Origin of the sequence: Candidatus Nebulibacter yamunensis (genome assembly GCF_024208055.1) — a bacterium.
GTDB classification, from domain to species: domain Bacteria; phylum Pseudomonadota; class Gammaproteobacteria; order Francisellales; family Francisellaceae; genus Caedibacter; species Caedibacter lacustris.
Genome location: NZ_JAMBMW010000023.1, coordinates 1 through 23,187, shown reverse-complemented (window position 1 = coordinate 23,187; position 23,187 = coordinate 1). Strand labels below are relative to the sequence as shown.

32 protein-coding genes and 1 pseudogene are annotated in these 23,187 nt (G+C 36.2%); 10 read left to right on the top strand and 23 right to left on the bottom strand.

Going from position 1 to position 23,187, the window contains the following annotated elements; genetic code table 11:
- Nucleotides 1–106: 106 nt before the first annotated feature.
- The 13 genes from M1V25_RS09075 to M1V25_RS09015 form a co-directional block, all read right to left on the bottom strand.
- A complete protein-coding gene (locus tag M1V25_RS09075; RefSeq protein WP_498843077.1) occupies nucleotides 107–379 on the bottom strand; it encodes a hypothetical protein in 273 nt (90 codons plus the stop codon).
- Complete coding sequence (locus M1V25_RS09070) at nucleotides 372–884, bottom strand: hypothetical protein (protein WP_498843076.1); 513 nt, start codon at nucleotides 882–884, stop codon at nucleotides 372–374. The genes M1V25_RS09075 and M1V25_RS09070 overlap by 8 nt, the downstream gene beginning before the upstream one ends.
- 1 nt (nucleotide 885) lies before the next feature.
- The gene (locus M1V25_RS09065) at nucleotides 886–2,133 is read right to left on the bottom strand and encodes a site-specific DNA-methyltransferase (RefSeq protein WP_498843075.1); all 1,248 of its coding nucleotides are present in this window, start codon (nucleotides 2,131–2,133) and stop codon (nucleotides 886–888) included.
- A gap of 266 nt (nucleotides 2,134–2,399) precedes the next feature.
- Entirely contained in the window at nucleotides 2,400–2,813 is a 414-nt protein-coding gene (locus M1V25_RS09060; RefSeq protein WP_116963074.1) for a hypothetical protein, read from the bottom strand.
- Between the two features lie 17 nt (nucleotides 2,814–2,830).
- Entirely contained in the window at nucleotides 2,831–3,250 is a 420-nt protein-coding gene (locus M1V25_RS09055) for a hypothetical protein (RefSeq protein ID WP_498843074.1), read from the bottom strand.
- 31 nt (nucleotides 3,251–3,281) lie between these two features.
- Entirely contained in the window at nucleotides 3,282–3,584 is a 303-nt protein-coding gene (locus tag M1V25_RS09050) for a hypothetical protein (protein ID WP_498843073.1), read from the bottom strand.
- Nucleotides 3,571–3,744, bottom strand: a complete 174-nt coding sequence (locus M1V25_RS09045; RefSeq protein WP_157966529.1) for a hypothetical protein — start codon at nucleotides 3,742–3,744, stop codon at nucleotides 3,571–3,573. The genes M1V25_RS09050 and M1V25_RS09045 overlap by 14 nt, the downstream gene beginning before the upstream one ends.
- 3 nt (nucleotides 3,745–3,747) lie before the next feature.
- Nucleotides 3,748–4,113, bottom strand: a complete 366-nt coding sequence (locus M1V25_RS09040; RefSeq protein WP_498843072.1) for a RusA family crossover junction endodeoxyribonuclease — start codon at nucleotides 4,111–4,113, stop codon at nucleotides 3,748–3,750.
- A 110-nt stretch (nucleotides 4,114–4,223) separates the two neighbouring features.
- Nucleotides 4,224–4,955, bottom strand: coding sequence for a RecT family recombinase (locus M1V25_RS09035; RefSeq protein ID WP_498843071.1), 732 nt, complete (start codon nucleotides 4,953–4,955; stop codon nucleotides 4,224–4,226).
- 15 nt (nucleotides 4,956–4,970) lie between these two features.
- On the bottom strand, nucleotides 4,971–5,162 hold the full coding sequence (locus M1V25_RS09030) for a hypothetical protein (protein ID WP_116963068.1): 192 nt from the start codon (nucleotides 5,160–5,162) through the stop codon (nucleotides 4,971–4,973).
- Nucleotides 5,163–5,359: 197 nt separating this feature from the next.
- Nucleotides 5,360–5,860, bottom strand: coding sequence for a hypothetical protein (locus M1V25_RS09025; protein WP_498843070.1), 501 nt, complete (start codon nucleotides 5,858–5,860; stop codon nucleotides 5,360–5,362).
- A 2-nt stretch (nucleotides 5,861–5,862) separates the two neighbouring features.
- Nucleotides 5,863–6,159 (bottom strand): hypothetical protein, encoded by a 297-nt coding sequence (locus tag M1V25_RS09020; protein ID WP_498843069.1) that lies wholly within the window; start codon nucleotides 6,157–6,159, stop codon nucleotides 5,863–5,865.
- A 52-nt stretch (nucleotides 6,160–6,211) separates the two neighbouring features.
- Nucleotides 6,212–6,472, bottom strand: a complete 261-nt coding sequence (locus M1V25_RS09015) for a hypothetical protein (RefSeq protein ID WP_498843068.1) — start codon at nucleotides 6,470–6,472, stop codon at nucleotides 6,212–6,214.
- On the opposite strand from M1V25_RS09015, the gene M1V25_RS09010 reads away from it, so the two are divergent.
- Nucleotides 6,471–6,884 carry a hypothetical protein gene (locus tag M1V25_RS09010; protein WP_498843067.1) on the top strand — a complete coding sequence of 138 codons (414 nt, stop codon included), beginning with the start codon at nucleotides 6,471–6,473 and terminating at the stop codon, nucleotides 6,882–6,884. The two genes, M1V25_RS09015 and M1V25_RS09010, sit on opposite strands and share 2 nt — an antisense overlap.
- A gap of 205 nt (nucleotides 6,885–7,089) precedes the next feature.
- On the opposite strand, the gene M1V25_RS09005 is transcribed toward M1V25_RS09010, so the two are convergent.
- Genes M1V25_RS09005 through M1V25_RS08990 form a run of 4 tightly spaced genes read right to left on the bottom strand, consistent with a single transcriptional unit; the run spans nucleotide 7,090 to nucleotide 9,407 of the window.
- Nucleotides 7,090–7,392, bottom strand: a complete 303-nt coding sequence (locus M1V25_RS09005) for a helix-turn-helix domain-containing protein (RefSeq protein ID WP_498843066.1) — start codon at nucleotides 7,390–7,392, stop codon at nucleotides 7,090–7,092.
- Complete coding sequence (locus M1V25_RS09000) at nucleotides 7,389–8,018, bottom strand: DUF6475 domain-containing protein (RefSeq protein ID WP_498843065.1); 630 nt, start codon at nucleotides 8,016–8,018, stop codon at nucleotides 7,389–7,391. Before M1V25_RS09000 ends, M1V25_RS09005 begins: the two co-directional genes overlap by 4 nt.
- Nucleotides 8,019–8,032: 14 nt before the next feature.
- A complete protein-coding gene (locus tag M1V25_RS08995) occupies nucleotides 8,033–9,148 on the bottom strand; it encodes a phage replisome organizer N-terminal domain-containing protein (RefSeq protein ID WP_498843064.1) in 1,116 nt (371 codons plus the stop codon).
- A complete protein-coding gene (locus M1V25_RS08990) occupies nucleotides 9,135–9,407 on the bottom strand; it encodes a hypothetical protein (protein ID WP_498843063.1) in 273 nt (90 codons plus the stop codon). Before M1V25_RS08990 ends, M1V25_RS08995 begins: the two co-directional genes overlap by 14 nt.
- A gap of 470 nt (nucleotides 9,408–9,877) precedes the next feature.
- On the opposite strand from M1V25_RS08990, the gene M1V25_RS08985 reads away from it, so the two are divergent.
- The 3 genes from M1V25_RS08985 to M1V25_RS08975 all read left to right on the top strand — a co-directional run bounded on the left by M1V25_RS08985 (nucleotide 9,878) and on the right by M1V25_RS08975 (nucleotide 11,689).
- Nucleotides 9,878–10,495, top strand: a complete 618-nt coding sequence (locus M1V25_RS08985) for a hypothetical protein (protein WP_498843062.1) — start codon at nucleotides 9,878–9,880, stop codon at nucleotides 10,493–10,495.
- Between the two features lie 230 nt (nucleotides 10,496–10,725).
- Nucleotides 10,726–11,484 (top strand): queuosine precursor transporter, encoded by a 759-nt coding sequence (locus tag M1V25_RS08980; RefSeq protein ID WP_498843061.1) that lies wholly within the window; start codon nucleotides 10,726–10,728, stop codon nucleotides 11,482–11,484.
- Nucleotides 11,474–11,689 carry a hypothetical protein gene (locus M1V25_RS08975; RefSeq protein ID WP_498843060.1) on the top strand — a complete coding sequence of 72 codons (216 nt, stop codon included), beginning with the start codon at nucleotides 11,474–11,476 and terminating at the stop codon, nucleotides 11,687–11,689. Before M1V25_RS08980 ends, M1V25_RS08975 begins: the two co-directional genes overlap by 11 nt.
- A gap of 57 nt (nucleotides 11,690–11,746) precedes the next feature.
- Here M1V25_RS08975 and M1V25_RS08970 read toward each other — a convergent pair whose 3' ends face one another.
- The 3 genes from M1V25_RS08970 to M1V25_RS08960 all read right to left on the bottom strand — a co-directional run bounded on the left by M1V25_RS08970 (nucleotide 11,747) and on the right by M1V25_RS08960 (nucleotide 13,383).
- On the bottom strand, nucleotides 11,747–12,499 hold the full coding sequence (locus M1V25_RS08970; protein WP_498843059.1) for a hypothetical protein: 753 nt from the start codon (nucleotides 12,497–12,499) through the stop codon (nucleotides 11,747–11,749).
- Between the two features lie 324 nt (nucleotides 12,500–12,823).
- The gene (locus M1V25_RS08965; protein WP_116963054.1) at nucleotides 12,824–13,249 is read right to left on the bottom strand and encodes a type II toxin-antitoxin system HicB family antitoxin; all 426 of its coding nucleotides are present in this window, start codon (nucleotides 13,247–13,249) and stop codon (nucleotides 12,824–12,826) included.
- 8 nt (nucleotides 13,250–13,257) lie between these two features.
- Complete coding sequence (locus M1V25_RS08960) at nucleotides 13,258–13,383, bottom strand: type II toxin-antitoxin system HicA family toxin (protein ID WP_498843058.1); 126 nt, start codon at nucleotides 13,381–13,383, stop codon at nucleotides 13,258–13,260.
- 326 nt (nucleotides 13,384–13,709) lie between these two features.
- On the opposite strand from M1V25_RS08960, the gene M1V25_RS08955 reads away from it, so the two are divergent.
- From M1V25_RS08955 to tmk, 6 genes are all read left to right on the top strand, one after another.
- Nucleotides 13,710–13,877, top strand: coding sequence for a peptidylprolyl isomerase (locus tag M1V25_RS08955; protein WP_498843078.1), 168 nt, complete (start codon nucleotides 13,710–13,712; stop codon nucleotides 13,875–13,877).
- 210 nt (nucleotides 13,878–14,087) lie between these two features.
- A complete protein-coding gene (locus M1V25_RS08950) occupies nucleotides 14,088–15,788 on the top strand; it encodes a DEAD/DEAH box helicase (RefSeq protein ID WP_116963363.1) in 1,701 nt (566 codons plus the stop codon).
- Nucleotides 15,789–15,947: 159 nt separating this feature from the next.
- The gene (locus M1V25_RS08945) at nucleotides 15,948–17,447 is read left to right on the top strand and encodes a response regulator (RefSeq protein WP_498843057.1); all 1,500 of its coding nucleotides are present in this window, start codon (nucleotides 15,948–15,950) and stop codon (nucleotides 17,445–17,447) included.
- A 322-nt stretch (nucleotides 17,448–17,769) separates the two neighbouring features.
- Nucleotides 17,770–19,032 (top strand): phosphopentomutase, encoded by a 1,263-nt coding sequence (locus M1V25_RS08940; protein WP_116963365.1) that lies wholly within the window; start codon nucleotides 17,770–17,772, stop codon nucleotides 19,030–19,032.
- Entirely contained in the window at nucleotides 19,019–19,762 is a 744-nt protein-coding gene (gene deoC / locus M1V25_RS08935; protein WP_116963366.1) for a deoxyribose-phosphate aldolase, read from the top strand. Before M1V25_RS08940 ends, deoC begins: the two co-directional genes overlap by 14 nt.
- Nucleotides 19,763–19,773: 11 nt before the next feature.
- Entirely contained in the window at nucleotides 19,774–20,397 is a 624-nt protein-coding gene (tmk, locus tag M1V25_RS08930; RefSeq protein ID WP_498843056.1) for a dTMP kinase, read from the top strand.
- 78 nt (nucleotides 20,398–20,475) lie between these two features.
- Here tmk and nhaA read toward each other — a convergent pair whose 3' ends face one another.
- The 3 genes and pseudogenes from nhaA to M1V25_RS08915 form a co-directional block, all read right to left on the bottom strand.
- Nucleotides 20,476–21,627 (bottom strand): Na+/H+ antiporter NhaA, encoded by a 1,152-nt coding sequence (nhaA, locus tag M1V25_RS08925; protein WP_116963368.1) that lies wholly within the window; start codon nucleotides 21,625–21,627, stop codon nucleotides 20,476–20,478.
- An 85-nt stretch (nucleotides 21,628–21,712) separates the two neighbouring features.
- Nucleotides 21,713–22,912 (bottom strand): extracellular solute-binding protein, encoded by a 1,200-nt coding sequence (locus M1V25_RS08920; RefSeq protein WP_498843055.1) that lies wholly within the window; start codon nucleotides 22,910–22,912, stop codon nucleotides 21,713–21,715.
- 168 nt (nucleotides 22,913–23,080) lie between these two features.
- Nucleotides 23,081–23,187 (bottom strand): annotated as a pseudogene (locus M1V25_RS08915) (IS5/IS1182 family transposase); the annotation flags it as partial.

Genomic DNA, 23,187 nt, shown 5'->3' with positions numbered 1-23,187 from the left:
TAATGTGGGTCGAGAAATTTATAAAGTCATTTAATGTGGGTCAGAAAATATTTATAGAGTCAATTAATGTGGTCCCACTTTGAGCGATAAAAGCGGGTCGGGGTGATTATGAAAGCGAGCCGCTACAAATAACCATCACGGCAACATCTCGCGGCAGCGTTTCAACATAGTCCACTAGAATCTCTCTATCAGCGTCTTTTTCAGATAATATTGATCTAAATAGCTCTGCAAATTTAGTTGTTGTCGTATATAGTTGCTCACTAAGGGACGCATACCTTAAGCCAGAAAGATGCAACGCATCAACATACGCTCGTTCTTTTATTTGGGCAGTGTTTGGGATCAAGTCATTTTCTTCATTCATATCAATCATATTAATCATTACTCTGTTCTTCTATTGTTAATTTATCTAATGTATCGTCAACACCATCGCATGCGGCATACATCGCATCTTTAAGCTCGGCAGTGAGGATTTTTTTGAATACGTCTTTATCAGTTTCGCCCACTAACGTGGTTTCAACACGTTCGGGAATACTGAGTAACTTGTTGCGCATCATACCTAACACTTCTGCCAACGCATGCTCTAACTGCTCGGCATCGATTGCTTTGTTTGATGCAAGCCGCGCTTTGATTTCTTCGTTATCGGCTTGGGCTTTTATCAATCGCAATTTTTCTTCCTTCAATGCCACATTTAAATCAATATCACTGTCATCGTTCTTTGCTCGCACACCAATGTAATCAATATAACGATGAATGTTCTCAATCATTGGATACTGTCCATTTTTTTCTTTTGTCAAAACTCCTTCTTTAACAAGTTGCTGAACTCTTCGTTCTGATAACTTTAGTAATTTTGCAAGGACTCTCGCAGTGACAATGTTTGCCGCCATATCATGCGCTTATTTTCTCATCTGCTGCATTGAGTAATTGATTAAAAGTTTTGCCAGATTCCAGATGTATTGCTTCTTTGCCTGTCAAATTTTGCCAACGTTTAACAATTACATCGCAATACTTCGTATCAAGCTCAATTAATCTTGCTTTTCTTGATGTTTTTTCAGCAGCAATAAGCGTCGTCCCAGACCCACCAAATAAGTCGAGCACAATTTCATTTTTTCGGCTACTGTTTTCGATTTGGTATTGTATCAAATCGACTGGTTTCATGGTCGGGTGCTCCGCGTTGCGTACAGGTTTGTTAAACTCAAGTATGGTCGTCTGCTTTCTATCGCTTCCCCAGTAATGCTTTCCACTTTTCCAACCGTATAAACATGGCTCATGTTTCCAATGATAATCCTGCCGCCCAAGTACAATATTGTTTTTAGACCAGATTAAGGACTGCTTAATATCCCAACCAACATCTATTGCTGCCCCATAAAAGTTGTAACTCTCTGATGCAGCATACCAGATATAAAAAACAGCCCCGCTTTTCATTACAACATTAGCATTGCTATAAGCATCGCTTAAAAACTGTCTAAAGGCTGTTTCACTCATTGAGTCATTTTGTATTTTAAGTTTTTTTGATGTCTTACCCTCATAATTCACATTATAAGGAGGGTCAGTAATCAGTAAATCTGCTTGTTCCCCATCCATTAATTTTTCTACGTCACCCAAAATTGTGCTGTCACCACGCAATAATTTATGCTCACCAATCTGCCAAATGTCACCTTTAACTGTAACAATATGGACATCATTAGCATCTGGGCAATCGTCCTCATCTGTTAAAAATGCATCTTCTTCATCTTCAAAAATAAGATTGTTTAACTCTTCATCTTCAAAACCAGTAATCGCTAAATCAAACTCGAGCTCATTGAGCTCACTAAGCTCAATTTTTAATAGCTCATCATCCCACCCTGCATCATCGGCAATGCGATTATCTGCCAATATATAAGCACGCTGCTGTGCCTGAGTTAAATGCACAACACGCACGACAGGGACTCTTTGCAACCCTATCTGTTTTGCCGCAATTAGACGACCATGACCAGCCAAAATCATATTTTCATCGTTAATAACAACTGGTGCTATAAAGCCAAACTCTTTCATGCTTGCAGCAATCTTTTTGATTTGACTTTCACTGTGTGTGCGTGCGTTATTTTTGTATGGCATTAAGTCATCAACGCCTAAATATTCAATCTTATTTTCCAAACCCCAGCCCCTTTTAACTTCGCCATTGATTTCGTTTTTTAGGCATTTTTCCCATTTACATATGTATATAAAGCGAAACGAAGTCATTTTTTTAATTCACGCAGAAAGTGCTTTTTGCGCGTATCACACCCGCTTTGATTTATCCTTTTAAAAGTACCTAAAAACATTTTGCTTACTGCATCCTATCAACCAACCATCAGATAGATTGTGCAACTTTGGCTTATATTATTTAATGAAGAAGAAAATACGCAAGAACAAAACATTACTTAAAACAAACACAACTGCCGTTGTACACTCTTGTCAACAGGCTTCCGCGGCTGCTCAGTATAACAATTCAAAACCGTCTTTTCTTTTACACCAAGCAGTTGTGCTACTTCATGCGGTGATGCACCTGCTTCGCTTAACTTCCTAGCTGCCCATTCTTTAAGTTTTGAGTCGCTTATCTTAACGTTTTCCTTATGTATGGGCAGTCTTTGACCACCAAGATTTTGGACCAATTTCTTAAACACGGCTTCTGGCAATGCTTTTTTAAGATAGCCCGTCGATTTATCGGCATAAAGCGGGATATTGACCATATTGCGCGCATTTGTACATGCAATATTATACACTATCTCAGCGTATTGCTCTCCGATTGCATTTTTAACCAGCTTGTAACCTGTTGACAATATTAAAGTTTCCATCCCCCCTCCTATTTACTTTAATGGTAAACAAAATTCGTCGTTGGTAATCTCAATTGTAAAAATTTAGCAGCAAATGAGTTTTTATAAGCCAATTGTTGTTTTACAAATGGCAACTCCAGTGCCTGTAAAGCAGCCTGCTCTACTGTTATATTATGTTTTACTTTAATTGTTGATAATGTGTTCTGCGGTAAACCATATTGCTCTTCAAAGTCACGCATATTTTTATAGCGCATACCATTAATTTCAAAAGATTTTTTTGAAATTTTGTTGGTTTTATAATTATGCTTAACATAAGCAATCGTCTCGCTAACGTTAAAATCATTCTCTGCAAGCGCTCTAATAAAGTACTTTTCTGCGCATGTAGTCAGGTTATTATCTTTAACATAACGAAACAGCGCTTTTTTTGTTTTAAATGCCTTGTCATTAAATATATACATTTAATTTAACCTCTTAATTATTGTAGCAGGCTCAAAACGGTATCTCATCATCTTGAAAGTCATTAACCTGTTGCATTGTCGGCGGTGCGTACGGCTGCGCACGTGGTCTTTGATGTGTTTGCTCAGGTTGTTGCTCTTTAGGTGGGAATACAGCTAACCACACACTACCATCAGCAGTTTGCTCAAGTGCCACTAAATTAAAGCTGGCATCGAGCTTTAGCTTAACGCCGCTTTTCGTCTCAAATACTTTGCCAACTGTTTTATTTAGATATCTTTTTTGACCATCTTGTCCGATGTAGGTGCCTGTTGTAGCAACAATATTATAATTGTGCATGTTTATTTTTCCTGTTTTCTTTGTTAATAGTCATGTAATATTTTTTGATTACTGCATTTGGAATCTTAAGCCAATGCAATGGCTGTATTTCGCCTTTTTTAGCCATATTTGCTATGATTCGTGCAGCTCTCCACTCTTGATGTTTTGCAATCTCAATCATTAACTAATCGCCTATTGATTTAATTTTAACTGTGCAGCTACCGCCACGCTTTTTAGCTAAGATGCGCACATAGAGCGTTTTAATTTGACTGTCATCGTTGATAATACGGGCTTGCTTAATCCCATCAAATAGTGACTTAAGCGCGTTATCAACATCACGGACGCGATTGTCTGGCGGACTAAGCAAAACGACTAACTTGGCATCTCCAGTAATAGGTTTAATAACACGCCCGCATGGCTCAATCGCATCAAAATACAGCTGATTTCTGAATTTAATATGCCTCTTTGATAAGCATTTTTTGCCACTCTTGGTCGTCATATAGAGGTTGTTGACGCTTGGTGGGTACATTGTTGTAAATTCGTACTGCATTATTATTTACCTAATCAACACACCTGGCTCACCGTATTGCAAATAAGCGCCAGTAATTGCTTTCAACGTCAACCGCTTCACAAATGACCTGCATAATTTCCTGATTAATGTCATAAAGTTTCATGGTCAATTACCTTGGATGCTTTGTACTGTTTGACCAAGTCCATAAAGTTATTCAATGCCAACTGGCAACTGTCTAAATCATCCGACTTAAACTGTGCAAATTTGGCAAAATCCTTAACATCAAGTCCCGCCTCTTGAATTTTAAATAGCAATTGATTTACAACTGGATGTGCTAGCTCTTTCTTGGGGGGCTCTTGCTTTGGTGTAACGTCTATTGGTTCGCTTGGCGGTAACTCGTCTTGCGTGTAGGGAATTCCGCCTAGCTCTACGCTAAACGCCATTCTAAACCCTTGTGCAATCGCCACTTTTTTAAGCATGGTACGCGGCTTAGATTTCCACATTTGATTGTTTTGCGCGTACTCATCAAAATAAACCTCGTGATAAAAAGGTTCAGACCAGTCCTTGCGCTTAATTTCAATACAAGCTTTTAAATTTGGCGCGACACCTTCCGTCCACGCTTTCCAGCCGGCTAACTGACCGCTGCGTTCAGCACGTTGAATATAAACCTCATAACCGACCACGATGTTAAACTTGTCACCATACGCAATGCCATGAATTTGCCTTAAAAACGGATTTAAATTAAACGCCTTGGCAAGCTCAACAAATTGCGTTCTATGAACTGGGTTTAGGTTATTCCCCATTGACTCCAAATACTTGCCAATTTGTTCATCAGTGACCATCGGCACCTGATTATTTGCTGTTTGTATTTCTTGACTCATTCCTCCCCCCAGGTTTTAAATGAATAGATTACCCTCGTTATCAAGCCAATACTGAAATGCGTCAAAAGATGAAAAGGTAAACTTCCCATTTAAGACGCACTCAGCCCCCACCTCCCCACTTGCGTATAATGTAATGCTAGATAAACTTTGGCTTTGTAATAGCTGTCGCTGTGCTTTTAAAATTGCTGCGTTTTTTGACTCGCTCATGACTAAATATTCATTACTGCTATAAGTCCAATATTACCAATCTGTATTAACTGCTTTGTGAAAGTTAATTTCAATTCCCTTGTGCGTTCCCTTAATTTAGCCACCATTTAATTCAGCCCTTGTTAAATCAGCATCAACCAAATCCGCTTTTCTGACACCGCATTTTAAGCAAATCAAACCGTCATCCATTTTTATTTTTAAATAAAACTTAAGGCAGCAAGAACAACTGTTGCCAGTGCAGTACACAATCCAGCGTTGAACAACTTTGATTTCCAGGCAAGTTTGGTTGAATCATCGCTAATGCTTTTTTCTATGCCAATAATGATGCACTGTTTAAAATACAACATCTTGTGCTTGTAAGTGTGGCTGTGCAGTAGTCTTGACGGTCTGACTCCACCGCTTAAGCCCACTGTTTTGATTGCAGCTAGAAATATCAGTATTGACAGAATGAACCCAACTACCATGATGACCACAAACTTGTGCGGCAACCAGTTTTGCAGTGTCATCAATGCTGATACCGCGGAAATCAGTAGCGCCAATAAAGTTGTTGTTTTTTTGTGAGTTTCTGTAATATCCTCCGCTAAACTTTGCAGTAACTGATTACCCTGGTCTATCACATAATCTGCTATTGCATCATCAACTTTATCCCACTCCACGTCCCAAGATTCTTCTTGCGTGTGTTTTCTATTAAAAATCATGTTTATTCCTCCAACTCTTTGTAAGAGATGCGTTCAGGCAAATACTGTTGACGAATAACTTGAGCTAACTTATCTTTTGCTATAACAAGGCGCTTGTTTAAAGTCCAAGTTAATGCCTCGGCTAAAGCGTCTTTGTCATCTACATGTTTGCTGAGTAATTCCTGCCAACGTGTTTTACCGTTGAAAATATCTATATCTCCGTTTAACTGATCATTTATGAGTTGACAGTAGTTTGCGATAAGACAAGCACGTGCTAGTGTTTCTCTTCTTAAACACTCAATGTTGGTTGCGTTAGTCATTTTTTCTCCTTAATTTCGTGCACTGCGAAGTTTCTATTGTTAGCTTTTTTCGTTATCCTTTGCCTATTGTGTATTTGAACTCAAGAGCAATATTGTTTGTTGTTGTAACTAGCCGTTTGTGGAGCGTCCATGCAAATGCCTCTGCTAATGCCTCAACATCACCCATATGCTTGTCTATTGTAAGATTCCATCTTGCACGAGCTGTGCTCATGTCAATATCGCCATTGAGCTGGTCATTTGTAATACGCCACAAATCATCCCTTATTGGTTGAGCGCGCTGATATATTGATAACTGAGAAGGATTATTAGTCATGACAGACTCCGATAACATTGATAGATTTAACGAAAATGCTGGACTTATTTTTGCCAAGCTTTATGAGAACTTTCCTGAACCAATGCTCACGCTTTCTGCCGAAGATGTTCTTAGTGCTGAACAATGTGAACTTGAAATAGATGGCAAGCAATCGCCAGAAGCAGGAGCTTTTACATCTGCACTTCATTGGCTTTATAATCAAGAGCTGATCCATGGCGAACTCATGAAATATGGTATTGCTTATGCTGTGCTGACCATGAAAGGTTTTGAGGTGCTGCAACGTATTCCTGAAGGTTTTAAAATGCCATTTGCACAAGAATTGAAACAAAGCATTAAAAAAGGCGCGTTGGATGCAGTTAGCGAACTTGTACGTAAAGCTATGGTTGGATTTATTGGAGCGGGGATAGGTTAGTCTTGCCATTTTACACCCCCGCATTTCGACGCAAATATGGTGCCAATGAACGAACGACATCACGGTAATACCTTTCTATAGGTTTTTGAAAAAAGTTGCATGAAGGCAATTTATGCGCATTTTTGTCGCTTGCAATTTCCTCTCTGTCCATCTGGATTATTCTCTGTGTACGATATTTCAACATCTTGCTAGTTATTTTCATGGCTTAGCCCTCCTTGGTTTTTGTGATGATTGAAGCCACATATTTTTGCTTAAATGCTTCAATTTCAGCTAAAGTAAAACTTTTATATCTTGCACTAGGGTCAACTGGTGTAAGCTTCCCATGTTCAACATAGTTATGGATTGTTTCAGGTGTCTTACCAAGTATTCTTGCTGCTTCTGCCGATGTTATTTGCACCTCTTGGTATTTTTTTACTTGCGTCATCACATCAATACACTGGTTTAACCGACTTAGAACCGGCTGCAACGCTTCCTGCACTTGCGCATAAATTAACTTATCAAAACTCATGCTGCACCTCCTTGAACTTCCTTAAATGCAATCTTGTTTTTTATCTCTGCCATGATTTGCTTGGCGCTGCCCTTGTTGCCAGCGACATACGCAAGCTGTTTTTTGCTTTCTGACTCGCTGAGATAACTACAGCTAATGCTGTTAATGGTTGCTAAACCGTTTTCTCGGTCACAAATTCCTGCAAAATATGGTTTTGTCTCCATCGGCGTAAACGAATAACTCACGTATGCCTTGGCAAAATCTTTCTTCAAAAACTCCAACTGCTGAATTGTGCTCGTACACAAACGATGCCAACCACCAACAGCCTCCAGCGCCATATGTATCACCTTGTCACCGAATGCTACTGTGCCATAAGCTCCATAACGTGATATTGCATCATAAACCGCCTGCCACGCCATAATTGCACGACTATCAACATCAACTAGGCAAGCGTTTCTAATTTCTGCAATCGTTGGAAACGAGTTATATACCCTTTGACTTAAAAGCTTTTTAACGCCCGCTTTAAAGTCGCCTGTTTCGATGTCATTCAACATCTCAAAATAAATCTCTTTAAAACTCTGGTCTTTTTGACCGTACTGGTTTTCGATAAACGTAAACCAAGAGCTAAAAATGTTTTTATCTAACATATTCAATCCCCCTCCTAAAACATGTCTTTGATGTTAAAAGTGCCTTCTTCCATTCCTCGAGCAATTGCCACCCCCACTTTGCCCTGTGCCACGGCTATCTGCTCAGGTGTTACGTTTGCATTGGCATAACTATCCATTTTCGGACCAAAAAGTGTATCGGGTCGTAAGTACTGACGAAATTTAAAATCATGCCACCAAAGTGCGACTTGATTATCGACTGCTCGTTTAAACGCATCGACATCATGACCATCGGCAAAACGTGCACGAATGAGCTCACGTGTTTTTTTGCAGGTTGACTGGTAATTGCTACCTGTTTTCTGGTTGAGGTAATTTACAATCTCGGCATAAGGGTAGCTTTTTGGATTTGTATCGTCGGGGTTGCCCGACAAAGAGTTTACATCAGTAAACTCTATAGTATCTGTATTCTTATCTCTAGACTCTATACTCTGTGCCACGTTGTTATTTTTTTTGGTAACGTCTCGGTAACCTTCTGGTAACGTATTGGTAACATTGTTACCATCTGGAAGATTTTTTTGAGCGTCAGCATGCGAGTTTTTCTCGCGTGCGTCCCTCTCTTTTAACTCTAACTCTAACTCTGTCTTTAACTCTAACTCTAACTCTGGTGGAGAAAAGTCAGGACATTTGTCCGACATTTGTCTTTTTTGAACGATTTCATCAGGGTTTACATCATTTGCTTGTACATTTGTCTGGACATTTGTCCCATTTTCCAAGTGTTTTAAACTCTCTTTTTTCTCTGCCTCAATTTTTGTTCTGTAGATTCTTTTTCGATCAGCTTCTGTTGAAGATTCGCCAATAAAATCTTGTATATCAGCCATGAAAATAGCGCCTGAATTTAGTATTTCGATTAGTCCAAATTCTTTGAATAAATCGACCGCATATTTGATCTCATCTTGCCGACGTTTTAACACACTTGACAGCGTCCTAATACTGTATGGAATTCGCTCTGACATCATTAGGATGCCATTACGTTTAAGGCTCCTTAAATACATTTCCAAAATAATGCAAACGTATGTATCACCATTCTCTAAGCCTTGAATGACGCGAATTTCTTCTCGGTCAAAGAAGTTATCCTTAAGCTTGAGATAAAAGTATTTCTTATTGAGTGACATGGTTTGACTCCTTGTTTTCTCTGAATTTTGAATAAATCGGGTGGTTCAGAACGTATAACAAGTTACGTGCATATACTTTCCCCTCACGGGTATTGTATGGCATATGCCCACCCGAAACTTGAAAAGACTTCGGAGTTTGCTTAGAGAGATTAATAACGTAATCCATCCGCTTGTTATTACAGGTTCTGACACCCGACACAAATGATTGTACCAAGCAAAAATTTTTATGCAAGAACGCATTTAAGCTTTTTTTAGACATGACTTACCCCTTATTTTTATCCATTATCGCATCTGCATATAAGTTCTTTGTGTAAGTTCTCAAATAAGGTGAAAATTAAAGAGCAACAATAACGTTTTCTTATATTGACAGGTCAATATAGTTCGTTATTATGTATTTGCCCTTGCAAAAGGGCAGTTATGTTGTTGTCTTTTAAGACACCACGCTACGGGTTCTGGGGTCGGCAAAACATCAGAGCCCGTGGTTGAGAGCTTTTATAATTTCTAACTTTAAAATTGGTTCATGTAAGCACTACTCCTAAATATTTAATTTCAGATGATAATTTTTTTGATACCGTCTTGTTTTACTTTATGTGCTCCATTATCATTTAGTTCTAAATTAAATGGAAATTCCCTATTTAAAAGCTTGATATAAATCAAGCTAACGGCTACTATAGTAGCGGGGTAAAATACACATGTCAAACATGTATATAAAAAAAGTTGGAAAATCTTATGTATAACCAAAGTAAGGCTTCGCAAGCACTGAGTAACGCTATTACTGCAATTGAAGCTAAGAATGGGGAGAGAATTAGCTTAACAAGAATTAGTAAAGCGATAGGTATATCAAGAAGACGTTTTACTGAATTATTAAAATTTGATGACACACAACCATATCAAGAGCCATCATTCACAGTCATTTCAAAAATCATAGAATACTTTAAGCTAGAAGGATATGCCTTAAGTTATGATGACTTTATTAGTGATAACTTTAAAACAAACTATGAAACCAACGTAATTGAACTAAATGTATATGATTTAAATGGCAACCTTACTGATAAGAAGATACGGTTTGCACCAAGCGAAAGAGCGTCTAATTTTAAATTTAAGGCTTTTTTAATTAATAATGAAATTGCACCTCTTTATCCAGCAGGGACAATTTTTATCGTAGATAAGGACTCTACAGATAATAATTGCAGTATCTTATATAGCGAAAATGGTAAAGCTATAATCTTGAGACGCCAACTGATTAACAATATATCAATATATGCTAATGTAATAGGCGGAAATGTTATTGCAATTAATCATGTAAATATGCTAGGGAAAATTATATATATCACTTTAAATGTTTAATATTTTTGCATAAAATGTATCTAAATGTAAAAATTTCACTAGAGGACAAATGAGTTATAGGCTTCAAGACGTAAATATTGTTAATGGTGAGATAAAAGTTTACTACACAGAGCGCATGTGCAGAGTAATTTATTCAGAGACTTACAGTTACCATTTGCTTAAAAAGTTTGACACTGGCGCACAAGCTGCGATAATAAACGCCGTCAATCAATTTATCATAGGGATACGAAATGATATTTATTAATCAGGCAAAGCAAAATGTTAGGAATCTTTTTTTTGGTGTAAATGAATTCAAACTTATTTGGTTTCTGATGCTATTATATACAATTGTCATATTAACGGCTAACTGGTATAATGCGAGAATTGTGGAATTTTTTGGCATAGCTACAGATGCTGGCACCATAATTTTTCCCATTACATTTATAGTAAGCAATCTTATAACAGAGGTCTATGGCTACAAATATGCTCGCAAGGCGATTTGGTTTGGTTTTTTATTTAATATCGCATTCCTACTCTATGGTTTTGCTATAACAAACTTCGAGTCCCCAGATTATGCTCAGCAACAAAACGCAATGTTTGATAGTATTTTCGCAATCAATATTTGGATAATTCTAGGTTCATTTGTTAGCTATTGGTCTTCCGAGCCTACAAACTCATATATCATGGCTAAACTTAAAATTGTCATGAATGGCAAATTTATGTGGGTGCGCTTTGTTGCATCTACTGTGATTGCAAGCTTTATTGATTCCGTTATATTTACACATATTGCCTTTATATCTTTATTTGATTATGTAACTATTTGGAGTCTAATTATAGTGATGTGGTTTATTAAGATTGGCATCGAAATAGTAGGTCTAACTATATCTCTTCCAACAACTAGGAAGCTAAAAAAATTTGAAGGATTTGATAGGTATGATATTGGAACTAATTTTGCTATTTTTTCGACAGATTGCAGATACTTGAAAGATACAAATAAATATGGAAAATAATTATATTTTTGACATTCAAAAAGAAAAAATTGATATAAAAACATTACACCATTGGCTAAAAGAATGCTATTGGTGTAAGAATATACCTTTAAATATTGTACAAAAGGCAATACAAAACTCTTTATGTGCAGCCATATTTTTTAATGATGAAATTATTGGATTTGCAAGGGTAATAACTGATAAGTGTACGTTTGCCTATAAGTGAATAAGAGTAAACCAACCAAACATCAGGTTTAGCTTACGATCATATAAAGTGTTATTTTTAGTTATTTTTTGATTTATCAAAAACCTGTCCCACAATTTGAGCTGAAAAAATATCTCTATGCCTTTCGCTCCAATCTTTTAATTTATCATCCCAAAGTTGCTCTCCATTAGCTATTTCTTCACTACAAATAGTAGAGACAAACACATTAGAGGCTAATACACTACCTTCAGCAGTTTCAAGAGTGTATCTATCTGGCACTACTACCGTATTAATCTCGGTTACTGACAACATGTCACCATTAGATGCCAACAAATTATCACCAAGGACTAAGTTTTTTGCTATATCAATCGTTTTATTGTTGTCAACAAGCATTACCACACCATGACTTGGAGTAATTTCAAGTTCTATCGTTTGTTGATTTGATGATGAATTAGCCTTAATTCGGATAAATTCAAATAATCCTTCAGTTTTAATATTTTTTGTTACTGTCGTCCAAAATGGTTTTCCATTTTTAATGGTTTTAACTTGGTCGCCAGGATGTATATTAGCTATTTCTTTTTCTATTTCTACTCCATTTTCTTTGGTGATTAATTTTGTTGAGGGAGAAAAACATGACGCAACACATGATGCTCCACAACCCTCAACGCAAGGAGGCAAACATGCAACAGCAGCAGGTCCTGTAAGCGCAGCGCAAATTGCTTCACATCCAGCGACACATGACATAAAACATAGCAAGTAAAAAGGTCCTCCATATGCTACAGAAAAACCAAATCCTATAGCAAAAACTAAACTACCAAATAATTTCATCATGAGTCTCCCTAATAAAGTTACTGAAAATTGCTCATAAAGCATTTAAAGCATTTAAAGCATTTAAAGCAAAATTGATTATCCAAGTTATAATTTTTTTAACAAGATATTTTATGTAACAAATAGAGCCTATGATGTTATATAGTGAAAATAAATAAAGCTTTATATTAAAAATAATATATTTATTAACCCTAACAATCTCATATATTATCTATCTGTTAACTCATAAAAATGTAGAAAAACATTATGTCTCAACAAAATAACGAACTTAACGTAAAAAGATTAAAGAAGGACGGAATCGCTCGCTCGCAAAGCGTTGAGGATGATTTAACCAAGCTGTAATCTTGCTTGGCAACCGATTGCAGCAAATGCTTTTTTGAGCGTGATGAGAGTCAAATTCTTGCGTTTACCAGATTCAATTGCTTGATAATTCTGGTAAGCAATATCCATTGCATTTGCCATCTGTATCATCGTCATATTATGGTCTTCACGACAAAAACGCAGTAAGAGAGGCACAGATACCTCAACTGATGGGAAAAATTCTGTTTCATCATCAAGTTTTACTGATGGGCGATTCACTTTAATTCCTTCCTGCAAGCAAGCTTCAAGATAGCAATCTAATGCTTCTTGCGCCATAGCACGTGCTTCCTCCAAAGTATCACCAAAAGTATGACATCCCTCTAAATCACGGAAAAGCACAATATAAGCCTCATCCTCTTGGGTGATTTTTGCGGGATAACGTAGTGTTTCCATAATCTACCTCATTTTTTCAACAATTTTACACTTGTTTGTTTTTCAATCATTTTAACAGTTGGATAAGGAACGTCTCTACCTTTATGAAATGGAATTGTTGTCAATTTATCATCTTTTATATATTGCCTATGCAAACCCTTGCCTTTTCTTAAGCTCTATCCATCCATTTTGTTTTAGGATTTTAGCAATTTCTTCTGGCTTTATCGGCATATTGCTTCCGTCATCCAAAATTTTATCAAATTATGGCTTTGCATATTATATTATGCAATAAAAACATTAAAACTTTGTGCATTAAAAACTAAAACTTTACACAAACTCAATTTTTTTAATTGATATCCTGGCTGTACCTGAGTGAATTGTACAACCAACATCACACCTCATAACAGATTTTCCTTGTTACCTATATGTTACCTTTAGTTTTAATCATTACCTTTTATTGCTTTTTTATTTATTTGATAAAATATTATTTTGTAAGGCTTTCATATGGTGCACCCGAGGCGATTCGAACGCCCGACCTTTGGCTCCTGAGTTTGATAGAGTCGTATTCAATGGAGAGGTTGGTAAAGTGCATGGTCCTGTTAAAACTCAATTTGGCTATCACTTGGTTGAAATTACTGCACGTTCTTAATTTAATCGTATTTGTAGTTAAATAAATTTTGCCAAATGACTGATTTATTCTTAAACAAATTATCTTAAAATAATTCTGTACCTTTTATTAAATTCAGGTACAATAACGACTTTGAATTTATCAACAGCATACTCGTCACGAATCATTTTTGATGGCTTAAAGCGCAGAAGGGGAGTGGTGGGTATACATTAACTTTTGGGTTTTAACTATATGACTACTGATTCTGAGCAATTAAGCTTTCATGATTTGGGCTTAAACGATAAACTTTTGGCTGCCATTGAGGGAATGGGGTACCAAACGCCGACACCGATTCAAGCAAATACTATTCCTTATGTCTTGCAAGGTCGTGATGTATTGGGTCAAGCGCAAACAGGGACCGGTAAAACGGCTGCATTTGCGTTGCCATTATTACATAATATGGATCTTTCTGGTAAAGAGCAGCTACCACAAGTATTAGTATTAACGCCAACGCGTGAACTTGCTATTCAAGTTGCAGAAAGCTTTGAAAATTTATCTAAAAATATTACAAAATTAGACGTGATATCGATTTACGGTGGTCAAGAGTATGGTCGCCAAATTCAAGCATTACGTCGAGGTGTTCAGGTCGTGGTAGGAACAGCAGGGCGGATCATGGATCATATGCGTAAAGGTACGCTTAAACTAGATGCGCTTAAAGCACTTGTGCTAGATGAAGCAGATGAAATGTTACGCATGGGCTTTATTGATGATGTGAAATGGGTATTGTCTCATACTCCAGAAGCTTGTCAGCGTTTATTGTTCTCTGCAACTATGCCTCGTGATATAATTGGCATTGTAAATGAATACTTACGTGAACCATGCAAGGTACAGATTAAAACAAAAACAGCAACTGCTAAAACCGTTCATCAACGCTTTTTAGTAGTCAAAGGATTATCTAAATTAGATGCACTTGATCGTATTTTAGAAGTAGAAGACACTGATGGTGTGATGGTGTTTGTTAAAACAAAAACTTCAACGATGGAAGTTGCTGATGGTTTAAAGGCGCGGGGGCACCTTGCTGTTGCTATAAATGGTGATATGCAGCAAAATCAACGTGAACATATTATTGATCAGTTAAAGTCATCTAAAATTAATATCCTTGTGGCAACTGACGTGGTTGCAAGAGGGTTAGACGTTGAGCGTATTAGCCATGTAATTAACTATGACTTACCGCAGGATAACGAAGCATACATTCATCGTATTGGACGAACAGGAAGGGCTGGACGCGAAGGAGATGCTATTTCGTTAATTTATATCAAAGACATGCGTCAACTTAGAATGTTAGAGCGTGTGATTCGTCATACAATAGAAGAAATGCAGTTGCCAAGTGCTACAGCTATTATTGAAAAGCGAGTCGCGCGCTTCAAACATGAAGTAGCAGAAGTGATTCGTCATAAAGACTTAAGTAAATTTAAGGCATTAATGCAAGACTTCCAAGTGGAATATGGTGCAGAAACAGAAGATATGTTAGCGGCACTTGCTTTACTTGCTCAAGGAGATAAAAAACTTTTTATTAAAGAAATCCAGGTTCAAGATCAGCGCAATGAGCGTCGTGGGCGAGATGATCAAGATGCAAGGGGCTTAAGAGGTAAAAGAACTGAGCGTGATCAACGTGGTTTTCGATCACAAAATCGAGGTGAGCGTGATTTAGATATGTCAATGAGAACGTATCGTATTGAAGTTGGTCGCAATGATGGCATTGAGCCGCGCAATATCGTCGGTGCAATTGCCAATGAAGCAGGAATTAATAGTCGTCATATTGGACATATTAAATTATTTGATAAATTTAGTACGGTAGATTTACCTGCTGATACACCAAAACAAGTTATTGAGCATTTGAAGAAAGTCTGGGTAGGAGGCAAAAAGCTTGATATAAAAGAAGATGGAAGGTAAGTGGAATTATCTATAGTATGTCGATATTATATAATTCCATTCGTGGATGATACCTAAGTAAACATCAAAATACACATCGTTATATATAGTCTATATATTTACAACTGCATTTTTAGGACAATCATGCAGTTGTCCCCCAAAACTTACACTGAGAATGTTATGAACATTAATAAAGCGATTGCTATACCGTTAGATGGATTTGATGGTTTCGTTTATTTTCTAAATCAAGATGGCGTTATTCTTGACTGCAATGAGGAATTTTTACAATACATAAATAAAGAAAAACCGGATGTCATAGGGAGACGTTTTGAAGATTTTGACAAAGAAAGTGGTAAATTAATCGATAAAGTCAATGATATTATGCTTGGTCTACATAGCGATCAAGATAATTTCATTAAGAACTCCGTGCCTTATTTTAAAACTATGGAGTTTCTTAAATTACAAGAATTAAAAGGTGAGAAGCAACGTCAATATATATTTGACTCTCAAAAACGGTTAATAACAAATCAAAATGGACAAATTTTAGGTTTGCTTAATATTTCTTGGGATGTAAGTAGTGATAGAGTACAAACAAAGGGAAGTTTACCTGAAGAAATTGCCCATGAACTTAAACAGTTATTAGAGGTATTGTTTGGTAAAATTTTCTGTTTCTTTCATTCGATTAGGTTAGACGAAGGTGAAAAAAAAGAGCAGCAGAAACAGATGCTTGAAAAAATCACAGCAAATATAACAAAAGAATTTGATTCTATCTTTTCTAAATTGACGGGATTAACAGAAAATCGATTTATTCTGGCACCTAAAGTGAATGATAGGCATTATGCTTACAAAATGTTAATAGTATCGGATAGAGGTGGGTTTTCAAATTTTTTCAAAGCTATGTTACGGTGTGATTGCTTTGACATTTATGTTTGTAATATGTATGAGTTTGAGGGAGATATTGCTTTACAGTCTAAATTATATGATGGAGTTTTCCAGTTTGCAGTTTTTGATAATTTTGGCTCAAAAATGACAAATTGGTCATGGAAAATTCACTATACTACGATACCAATCATATTAGTTAAGAACGATGACTTTCTTCAAAATGACCTTGGCATATCTGAAGAGCGTATTAAACTTCATTTTATAGTAGATAAAGAGGATTCTGATGCAGCGAAAGATTATGTAAAGGAAATGTTTTCACTATGGTATGAGTTTAGGTTGAACTTTATACGAGCGCGGATAAAAAATACGGGTACCTTCAAAGTATTGCTGGTTGAGGATCATAAAGATTCTAAAGACACACTAAGTCAGTTAATTATATATCTATGCTCAAAACGACAAGTGACTAACTTAGAGGTCATTTCTGCAAGTAACGGTAGCGAAGCATTAAAGTATTTAATTAATATTGAGTTTGATCTTATTATACTTGATCTGGGGTTACCTGACATGACAGGTTATGATATAGTCTTACGTTTAAGGGCGATACAAGAAAAATTTAGGCGAATTTTTACTCCAATAATCGTAAATACTGGGCATGATTTCGAAACGTTTTATGCAACTGAATATGTACAGCAATATGGCTTCGATCGAATGTACCTTAAACCTCATATAGTTAATGATATCGAAGTAATTTTAGATGATTACGTGCCAGAAAAGAAGGAGCTTGTAGGAGAAGCATAAAGAGGAAGGGGGAGTGTTTGTGACCAGTTTATTGTCGGTTTATGAGGCTTATTCAATAGGAGATGTTATATACATATAGACGTTTTTTATGCAGAAAGGATGTAGTCATATTAGTTGAAGGCTTATAGCTTATATAGTTTACATTGTTAGCTTTCCATATTCTTGTCTTAAGTATCCCTATTCACCGTTGTATGAGTAAGTTTTGTAGAAGGTCATTTATTTATGAAATGTTTTCTAGCAGTTTGTCTGCTCTCTTTTACCGATAAGGATATGCAGTTATACTATGTCAGTATAAATACTAGGATCAAGGTGGGAGCGTTAAATGCTAAAAAACAAAAAAAGTATTATTTTATTAATGGATTCATTTGGAATTGGTGCAGCAAAAGATGCCAAAACTTTTGGTGATGAAGGTGCCGATACATTAGGACATATTGTGGAGTATCGTGCAAAAAATAATCTGCGACTCAACTTACCTCATTTAGCTAAACGTGGCTTGCAAAAGGCTGCTGAATTAAGTCGTGGACGTAAGCTTGCTATCGATTTAAGCACAAAAGAAGTAATAATATCCGCCAAATATGGCTATTGTGTAGAAACTAGTAAAGGTAAAGATACACCTAGTGGCCATTGGGAAATTGCAGGTGTCCCTGTTCATTTTGATTGGCATTATTTTACGCCATCACAACAAGACCCTCAAGCATCTGTGTTTCCAGAAGCATTTATGCGTCAGTGGATAAAGCGTACAAACCTCAATAAGGGAGTGATTGATGCAGGTCATGCATCAGGAACAGAAGTGTTAAAAGTGTATGGGATTGAACATTGCTTAAGTGGCAAGCCTATTGTCTATACTTCTGCTGATAGCGTGTTTCAAGTAGCTGCCCATGAAGAATATTTTGGTTTAGATCGATTATTAGAGATCTGTCAAATTGCACGTAAGCTTCTAGATGAGATGGGTTTAATCGTAGGAAGAGTCATTGCTCGACCATTTGTTGGTGAGTCAGCAAATGACTACGCGCGTACAGGAAATAGAAAAGATTATTCGATATTGCCGCCTAACCCCACTTTATTGGATAGACTTACCAAGGAAGGTGGTGAAGTGATCTCTATTGGCAAGATTGCTGATATTTATGCTAATCAAGGAATCACGCAAAAAATAAAGGCAACAGGATTAAATGAGTTATTTGATAAGACGTTAGAGGCATATAAAAATGCTAAACCTAATACACTTATTTTCACCAATTTTGTTGATTTTGATTCAAGCTTTGGGCATCGACGTGACGTTGAAGGTTATGCTAAAGCTTTAGAATATTTTGATACGCGTTTGCCTGAACTAGACCAGTTATTAGATGATGATACAATTGTTATCATTACTGCTGATCATGGTTGTGATCCAAGTTGGCAAGGAACAGATCACACGCGTGAGCATATTCCGTTTTTATTGTGGGGTAAAAAGATCAAACCAGCTTATATGGGTGAGCGTATGACTTTTGCAGACATTGGTCAAAGCATCGCTGATTTTATGGGTGTGAGTGCTTTAAATTATGGATTATCGGTTTTTAAAACGGAGCCTGTAAGTGTTGAAGTATAGTGATGACATTGTAAAAAAAGTAGTTTCACTAATTGATTTAACTTCTTTAAATAAAGAGGATAATGATCAGACTATTGATACTTTGATTAAAAAAGCACGTAATAAGCTTGGACAAGTTGCTGCGATTTGTATTTATCCTGAGTTTATTCAATATGCTAAATCAAAATTAGGAGCAGGAATTAGGATTGCAACTGTCATCAATTTTCCAATGGCAAATGCTTCTTTGGAAGTAGTTAAAAAAGAAGTGGAACATGCGTTGAAACTGGGCGCAGATGAGCTTGATCTTGTAATTCCATATCATGATTATATTAATTTGGGTGAGTCGCCAATATCCATAGAAATGGTTAAAGCTTGTAAAAGACTATGTCAAAATAAAGTGCTTAAAGTTATTATTGAATCGGGTGAATTAACTATTTCTCAAGTTGGCAAAGTCAGCCGTGACATGATTGAAGCAGGTGCTGATTTCCTGAAAACCTCAACGGGCAAAACAGCAACAGGTGCTACTTTAGATGCAGCTAAAGAAATGCTTATTGCAATTGCAAATAGTTCACGTGTTGTGGGTTTTAAAGCATCGGGCGGGATTCGCAGCCTAGAGGATGCGCTTGAATATATTGATCTGGCAAGAGTAATATGCGGTGAATCTTATATTAATGCTCAGTTTTTTCGATTTGGTGTAAGTGGATTGTTAGATAGTATTCTTCAATCTAATCCAATTATGAACAACTATTAGGAAGAATGGGAATGCAAAAAGGTAAATTGATTGCAATTGAAGGACTGGAGGGTGCAGGAAAGAGCACCGCAATTGAATTTATTAAGTCTTATCTATCAAGCAAACCAATTCAAGTTATTTATACTCGTGAACCAGGTGGGACATTTTTAGCAGAGAAAATTCGAACGCTTTTGATTACATCTTTTAAAGAAGAGAGCCTGTGTGCGGAATCTGAACTTTTGCTTATGTATGCAACGCGAATGCAACATATCGAAAAACTGATTAAACCTGCGCTTGATAGTGGTAAATGGGTTGTGAGTGATCGTTTTAATTGGTCAAGTTTAGCGTATCAAGGTGGTGGACGGAAACTTGGCTTTGATAAAGTTAAACAAATTAATGATTTATTATTAGGAAGTTTTATGGCAGATTTGACAATATATATGGATATTGATCCTAAGCTTGGTTTGGCGCGTGCAAAATCCCGTCATGTTTTGGATCGAATTGAGCAAGAAAATATTGATTTTTTTAATTGTGCAAGAGAGGTATTTTTAAAACTTGTGACTATTTATTCTGATAATAGTGTATTGATTGATGGTGCAAAGCCAATCAAAGAAGTAGAAAGGAAATTAGTAAGTTTATTTAAAAAAATGTTATAAATAAAATATTCATTAGAGTTATAAAAATAGGTTTTCAGCTCAACTAAGTCAATAGTTTGTTAGAAATTTATTCATGCACTACCCTAAAGGTTTCTGACAATATTTCCTTAACATTAAATAGCCCGCAATACCGGATAAAAGGGATCCGCCTAAAACGCCAATTTTAACCATATTCATAAGTTCAGGTGTTGTAAAGGCAAGCGTGCCGATAAATAAGCTCATAGTAAAACCGATACCACATACTAATCCAATACCATACAGTTGAGCAGTATAGAGGTTGCGACCAATCGTGAAATACTTCGTTTTGCTAAATAAATATAAGCTTACGAAAATACCAATTTGTTTACCAAAAAATAGACCCAAGATAATCCCAAGCGAAATAGGATGAGCAAGGTCACCAATTGAAATACCACTAAAACTAATACCTGCATTTGCAAAAGCAAAAAGTGGTAAGATCATGAAAATGATCCAAGGGTTTAATCCATGCTCAAGTTTAAGTAAAGGAGAGTTTTTTTCAGTGTGCGGAATGCACATCGCAAGTGCTACACCAGCTAAAGTAGCATGTACACCAGACTCTAAAACGCAAAACCACATAATTACGCCAACGATCATAAAAGGTGCAAGTATTTTGATTCCACAGCGATTAAAGCATATTAATACAAAAAGGCAGATCAGAGCCCCTAGCAATGACAGTAAAGATAAACTGTTTGTATAAAATATGGCAATAATAACAATTGCAGCAATATCATCAAAAATGGCAATCGTTGTCACCAATATCTTAAGTGAAGTTGGAATGCGAGAGCCTAGTAGTGCTAAAATGCCTAGCGTAAATGCGATGTCAGTTGCGGTAGGAATTGCCCAACCGTCTATGTATTGAGGGTTATTATAGTTGAGTAAAAAATAGATTAAAGCAGGAACTAATAAGCCAAACAAAGCAACAAGAGCAGGAATAATAACGTTGGATTTACTTGCTAGTGTGCCGCCGACAAATTCACGTTTAATTTCTAAACCAACGATCAAAAAATATAGAGTCATAAAACCATCGTTAATCCAGTGGATAAGGTTTTTCTGTAGTACAAAATTACCAATTGAAATTCCTGCATAAACTGTTTCCAGCATGTGGTAATAGGGGCTTAACCAGGAATTATTAACAATAATTGCAAACACCGCTGCTGTAAATAGAATAATGCCACCAATGACTTCTATATTGAGTTTTTTACTTTGACTCATGTAGTGTTTCCCTTTTTTTAGATAAACTTTGAACGCGGTATAATATAATACTTAAATGGATTTTACAGCTTTTGAGGCAGCAGAATTATGTTTTATTCTTTACATTCCTTAGCTGGTAATATTGGGGGGTGAAATAAATACCATATTTAACGTACATCCACATTTTGCTTACAAAAGCTTGTAATGCTGGAGGATGCATATTTAAGGTGTACATTTTCTGAATCATTTCTTGAGTTGGGTTGACATTAGGGTCTTTGAATAGTTCATTCAGATATTGATGATTATTAATAACACCATTTGGTTGATAAATATAATTGCTGTTCATAGCTGCAATGTAAGGTTCCATATTGAAATTTAAAAATGCGTAAGCTGCATCCAAGTTTTTAACGCCCTTAGGAATCATCAGCATATCAAACCAAATATTGGTGCCTTCTTTTGGTAGTACATAGTGTAAAACCTCAGATGGGTTAATTTCCTTAGCACGCTCGACAGAGCGCACAACATCACCTGAATAACCCATAACAATACATAAATTACCAGCAGTAAAATCGTTTTGATATTTATTACTGTCAAAATATTTAACATATGGACGAACATTATGAATAAGATATAACGCTGCTTTTTCATATTCTGCTTTGTCGATTGTATTGGGGTCAATGCCTGCATAATAAAAATAATTACCAAACACTTGTTCGGGTTCATCAAGCAACGCAACTCCGCATTTTGAAAGTTTTTTTAAATATGTTGAATCGTATAAATATTTCCAGCCATTTGGGATAACGTCATCTCCTAAAACTTTGGCAATTTGATTAACGTTATAGGCAATGCCAGTTGTGCCATAGGTATAAACAATAGCATAGTTATTTCCTGGATCATTAATTTCAGAAATTTTGTCATAAATCGCTTTGTTACGGTATTCCCAATTTGGAAGCTTGTTTTTGTCGAGTTTTATGAGAGCGTTTGATTTAATTTCACTTGGCAGATAAAGTGCACCTTGTTCGATGACATCAAAGCCAGATGCCCCAGTCATTACTTTGGCACGTGTCATATTATCATCTGTAGTATAACTTAAACGCACACGTGTATTAGATAGTTTACTAAAACAAGGAATCAAATTAGGCAACATATAGTCAGCCCAATTAGTAAAGTTTAATGATTGTTGTTTTTTAAATGCCTTGATGGGAGTTGTTAATAATTTTTCACTGCATTCAAACTCATTGGTATAAGCTTGGCTTAAACTAATAAAGCTTAACGTTATAATAAAATAAAACTTTTTTGTAAACATAGCTACGGGCCTATATAACAAAAAAACACTAGTCATTATTGTACACATAACAAAAATAATGGGGAGACGTTTTTAATGGATTTTATACATCTAAGTGCAGATATTAAGCTGTGTTTAATTTTTCAGTTAAGTTGACAATTTTTTAGTGATTAGAGTTCTTTCCAAACCTCAATTAGTCAATTCAAAGTTGTAAATTCCCGTTATTAAATTAAATCGAAGTCCAAACCTTTTTCGTCTATTCCGATATTTGTCGGCAATAATTTTAAAACGTTTTA

Coding starts and splice junctions, on each gene's coding strand:
- M1V25_RS09015 (WP_498843068.1), bottom strand. CDS start 6,472: ATGACTAATAATCCTTCTCAGTTATCAATATATCAGCGCGCTCAACCA.
- M1V25_RS08975 (WP_498843060.1), top strand. CDS start 11,474: ATGGAAAATAATTATATTTTTGACATTCAAAAAGAAAAAATTGATATA.
- M1V25_RS09025 (WP_498843070.1), bottom strand. CDS start 5,860: ATGATTTTTAATAGAAAACACACGCAAGAAGAATCTTGGGACGTGGAG.
- M1V25_RS09000 (WP_498843065.1), bottom strand. CDS start 8,018: ATGTTAGATAAAAACATTTTTAGCTCTTGGTTTACGTTTATCGAAAAC.
- M1V25_RS09050 (WP_498843073.1), bottom strand. CDS start 3,584: ATGCACAATTATAATATTGTTGCTACAACAGGCACCTACATCGGACAA.
- M1V25_RS09035 (WP_498843071.1), bottom strand. CDS start 4,955: ATGAGTCAAGAAATACAAACAGCAAATAATCAGGTGCCGATGGTCACT.
- M1V25_RS08980 (WP_498843061.1), top strand. CDS start 10,726: ATGATATTTATTAATCAGGCAAAGCAAAATGTTAGGAATCTTTTTTTT.
- M1V25_RS09060 (WP_116963074.1), bottom strand. CDS start 2,813: ATGGAAACTTTAATATTGTCAACAGGTTACAAGCTGGTTAAAAATGCA.
- M1V25_RS08920 (WP_498843055.1), bottom strand. CDS start 22,912: ATGTTTACAAAAAAGTTTTATTTTATTATAACGTTAAGCTTTATTAGT.
- M1V25_RS09005 (WP_498843066.1), bottom strand. CDS start 7,392: ATGAGTTTTGATAAGTTAATTTATGCGCAAGTGCAGGAAGCGTTGCAG.
- M1V25_RS08965 (WP_116963054.1), bottom strand. CDS start 13,249: ATGGAAACACTACGTTATCCCGCAAAAATCACCCAAGAGGATGAGGCT.
- M1V25_RS09020 (WP_498843069.1), bottom strand. CDS start 6,159: ATGACTAACGCAACCAACATTGAGTGTTTAAGAAGAGAAACACTAGCA.
- M1V25_RS08995 (WP_498843064.1), bottom strand. CDS start 9,148: ATGTCACTCAATAAGAAATACTTTTATCTCAAGCTTAAGGATAACTTC.
- M1V25_RS09070 (WP_498843076.1), bottom strand. CDS start 884: ATGGCGGCAAACATTGTCACTGCGAGAGTCCTTGCAAAATTACTAAAG.
- tmk (WP_498843056.1), top strand. CDS start 19,774: ATGCAAAAAGGTAAATTGATTGCAATTGAAGGACTGGAGGGTGCAGGA.
- M1V25_RS08945 (WP_498843057.1), top strand. CDS start 15,948: ATGAACATTAATAAAGCGATTGCTATACCGTTAGATGGATTTGATGGT.
- M1V25_RS08950 (WP_116963363.1), top strand. CDS start 14,088: ATGACTACTGATTCTGAGCAATTAAGCTTTCATGATTTGGGCTTAAAC.
- M1V25_RS08990 (WP_498843063.1), bottom strand. CDS start 9,407: ATGTCTAAAAAAAGCTTAAATGCGTTCTTGCATAAAAATTTTTGCTTG.
- M1V25_RS08985 (WP_498843062.1), top strand. CDS start 9,878: ATGTATAACCAAAGTAAGGCTTCGCAAGCACTGAGTAACGCTATTACT.
- M1V25_RS09075 (WP_498843077.1), bottom strand. CDS start 379: ATGATTAATATGATTGATATGAATGAAGAAAATGACTTGATCCCAAAC.
- M1V25_RS09040 (WP_498843072.1), bottom strand. CDS start 4,113: ATGCAGTACGAATTTACAACAATGTACCCACCAAGCGTCAACAACCTC.
- M1V25_RS09030 (WP_116963068.1), bottom strand. CDS start 5,162: ATGAGCGAGTCAAAAAACGCAGCAATTTTAAAAGCACAGCGACAGCTA.
- M1V25_RS08940 (WP_116963365.1), top strand. CDS start 17,770: ATGCTAAAAAACAAAAAAAGTATTATTTTATTAATGGATTCATTTGGA.
- M1V25_RS09055 (WP_498843074.1), bottom strand. CDS start 3,250: ATGTATATATTTAATGACAAGGCATTTAAAACAAAAAAAGCGCTGTTT.
- M1V25_RS09010 (WP_498843067.1), top strand. CDS start 6,471: ATGACAGACTCCGATAACATTGATAGATTTAACGAAAATGCTGGACTT.
- M1V25_RS09045 (WP_157966529.1), bottom strand. CDS start 3,744: ATGATTGAGATTGCAAAACATCAAGAGTGGAGAGCTGCACGAATCATA.
- nhaA (WP_116963368.1), bottom strand. CDS start 21,627: ATGAGTCAAAGTAAAAAACTCAATATAGAAGTCATTGGTGGCATTATT.
- M1V25_RS08970 (WP_498843059.1), bottom strand. CDS start 12,499: ATGATGAAATTATTTGGTAGTTTAGTTTTTGCTATAGGATTTGGTTTT.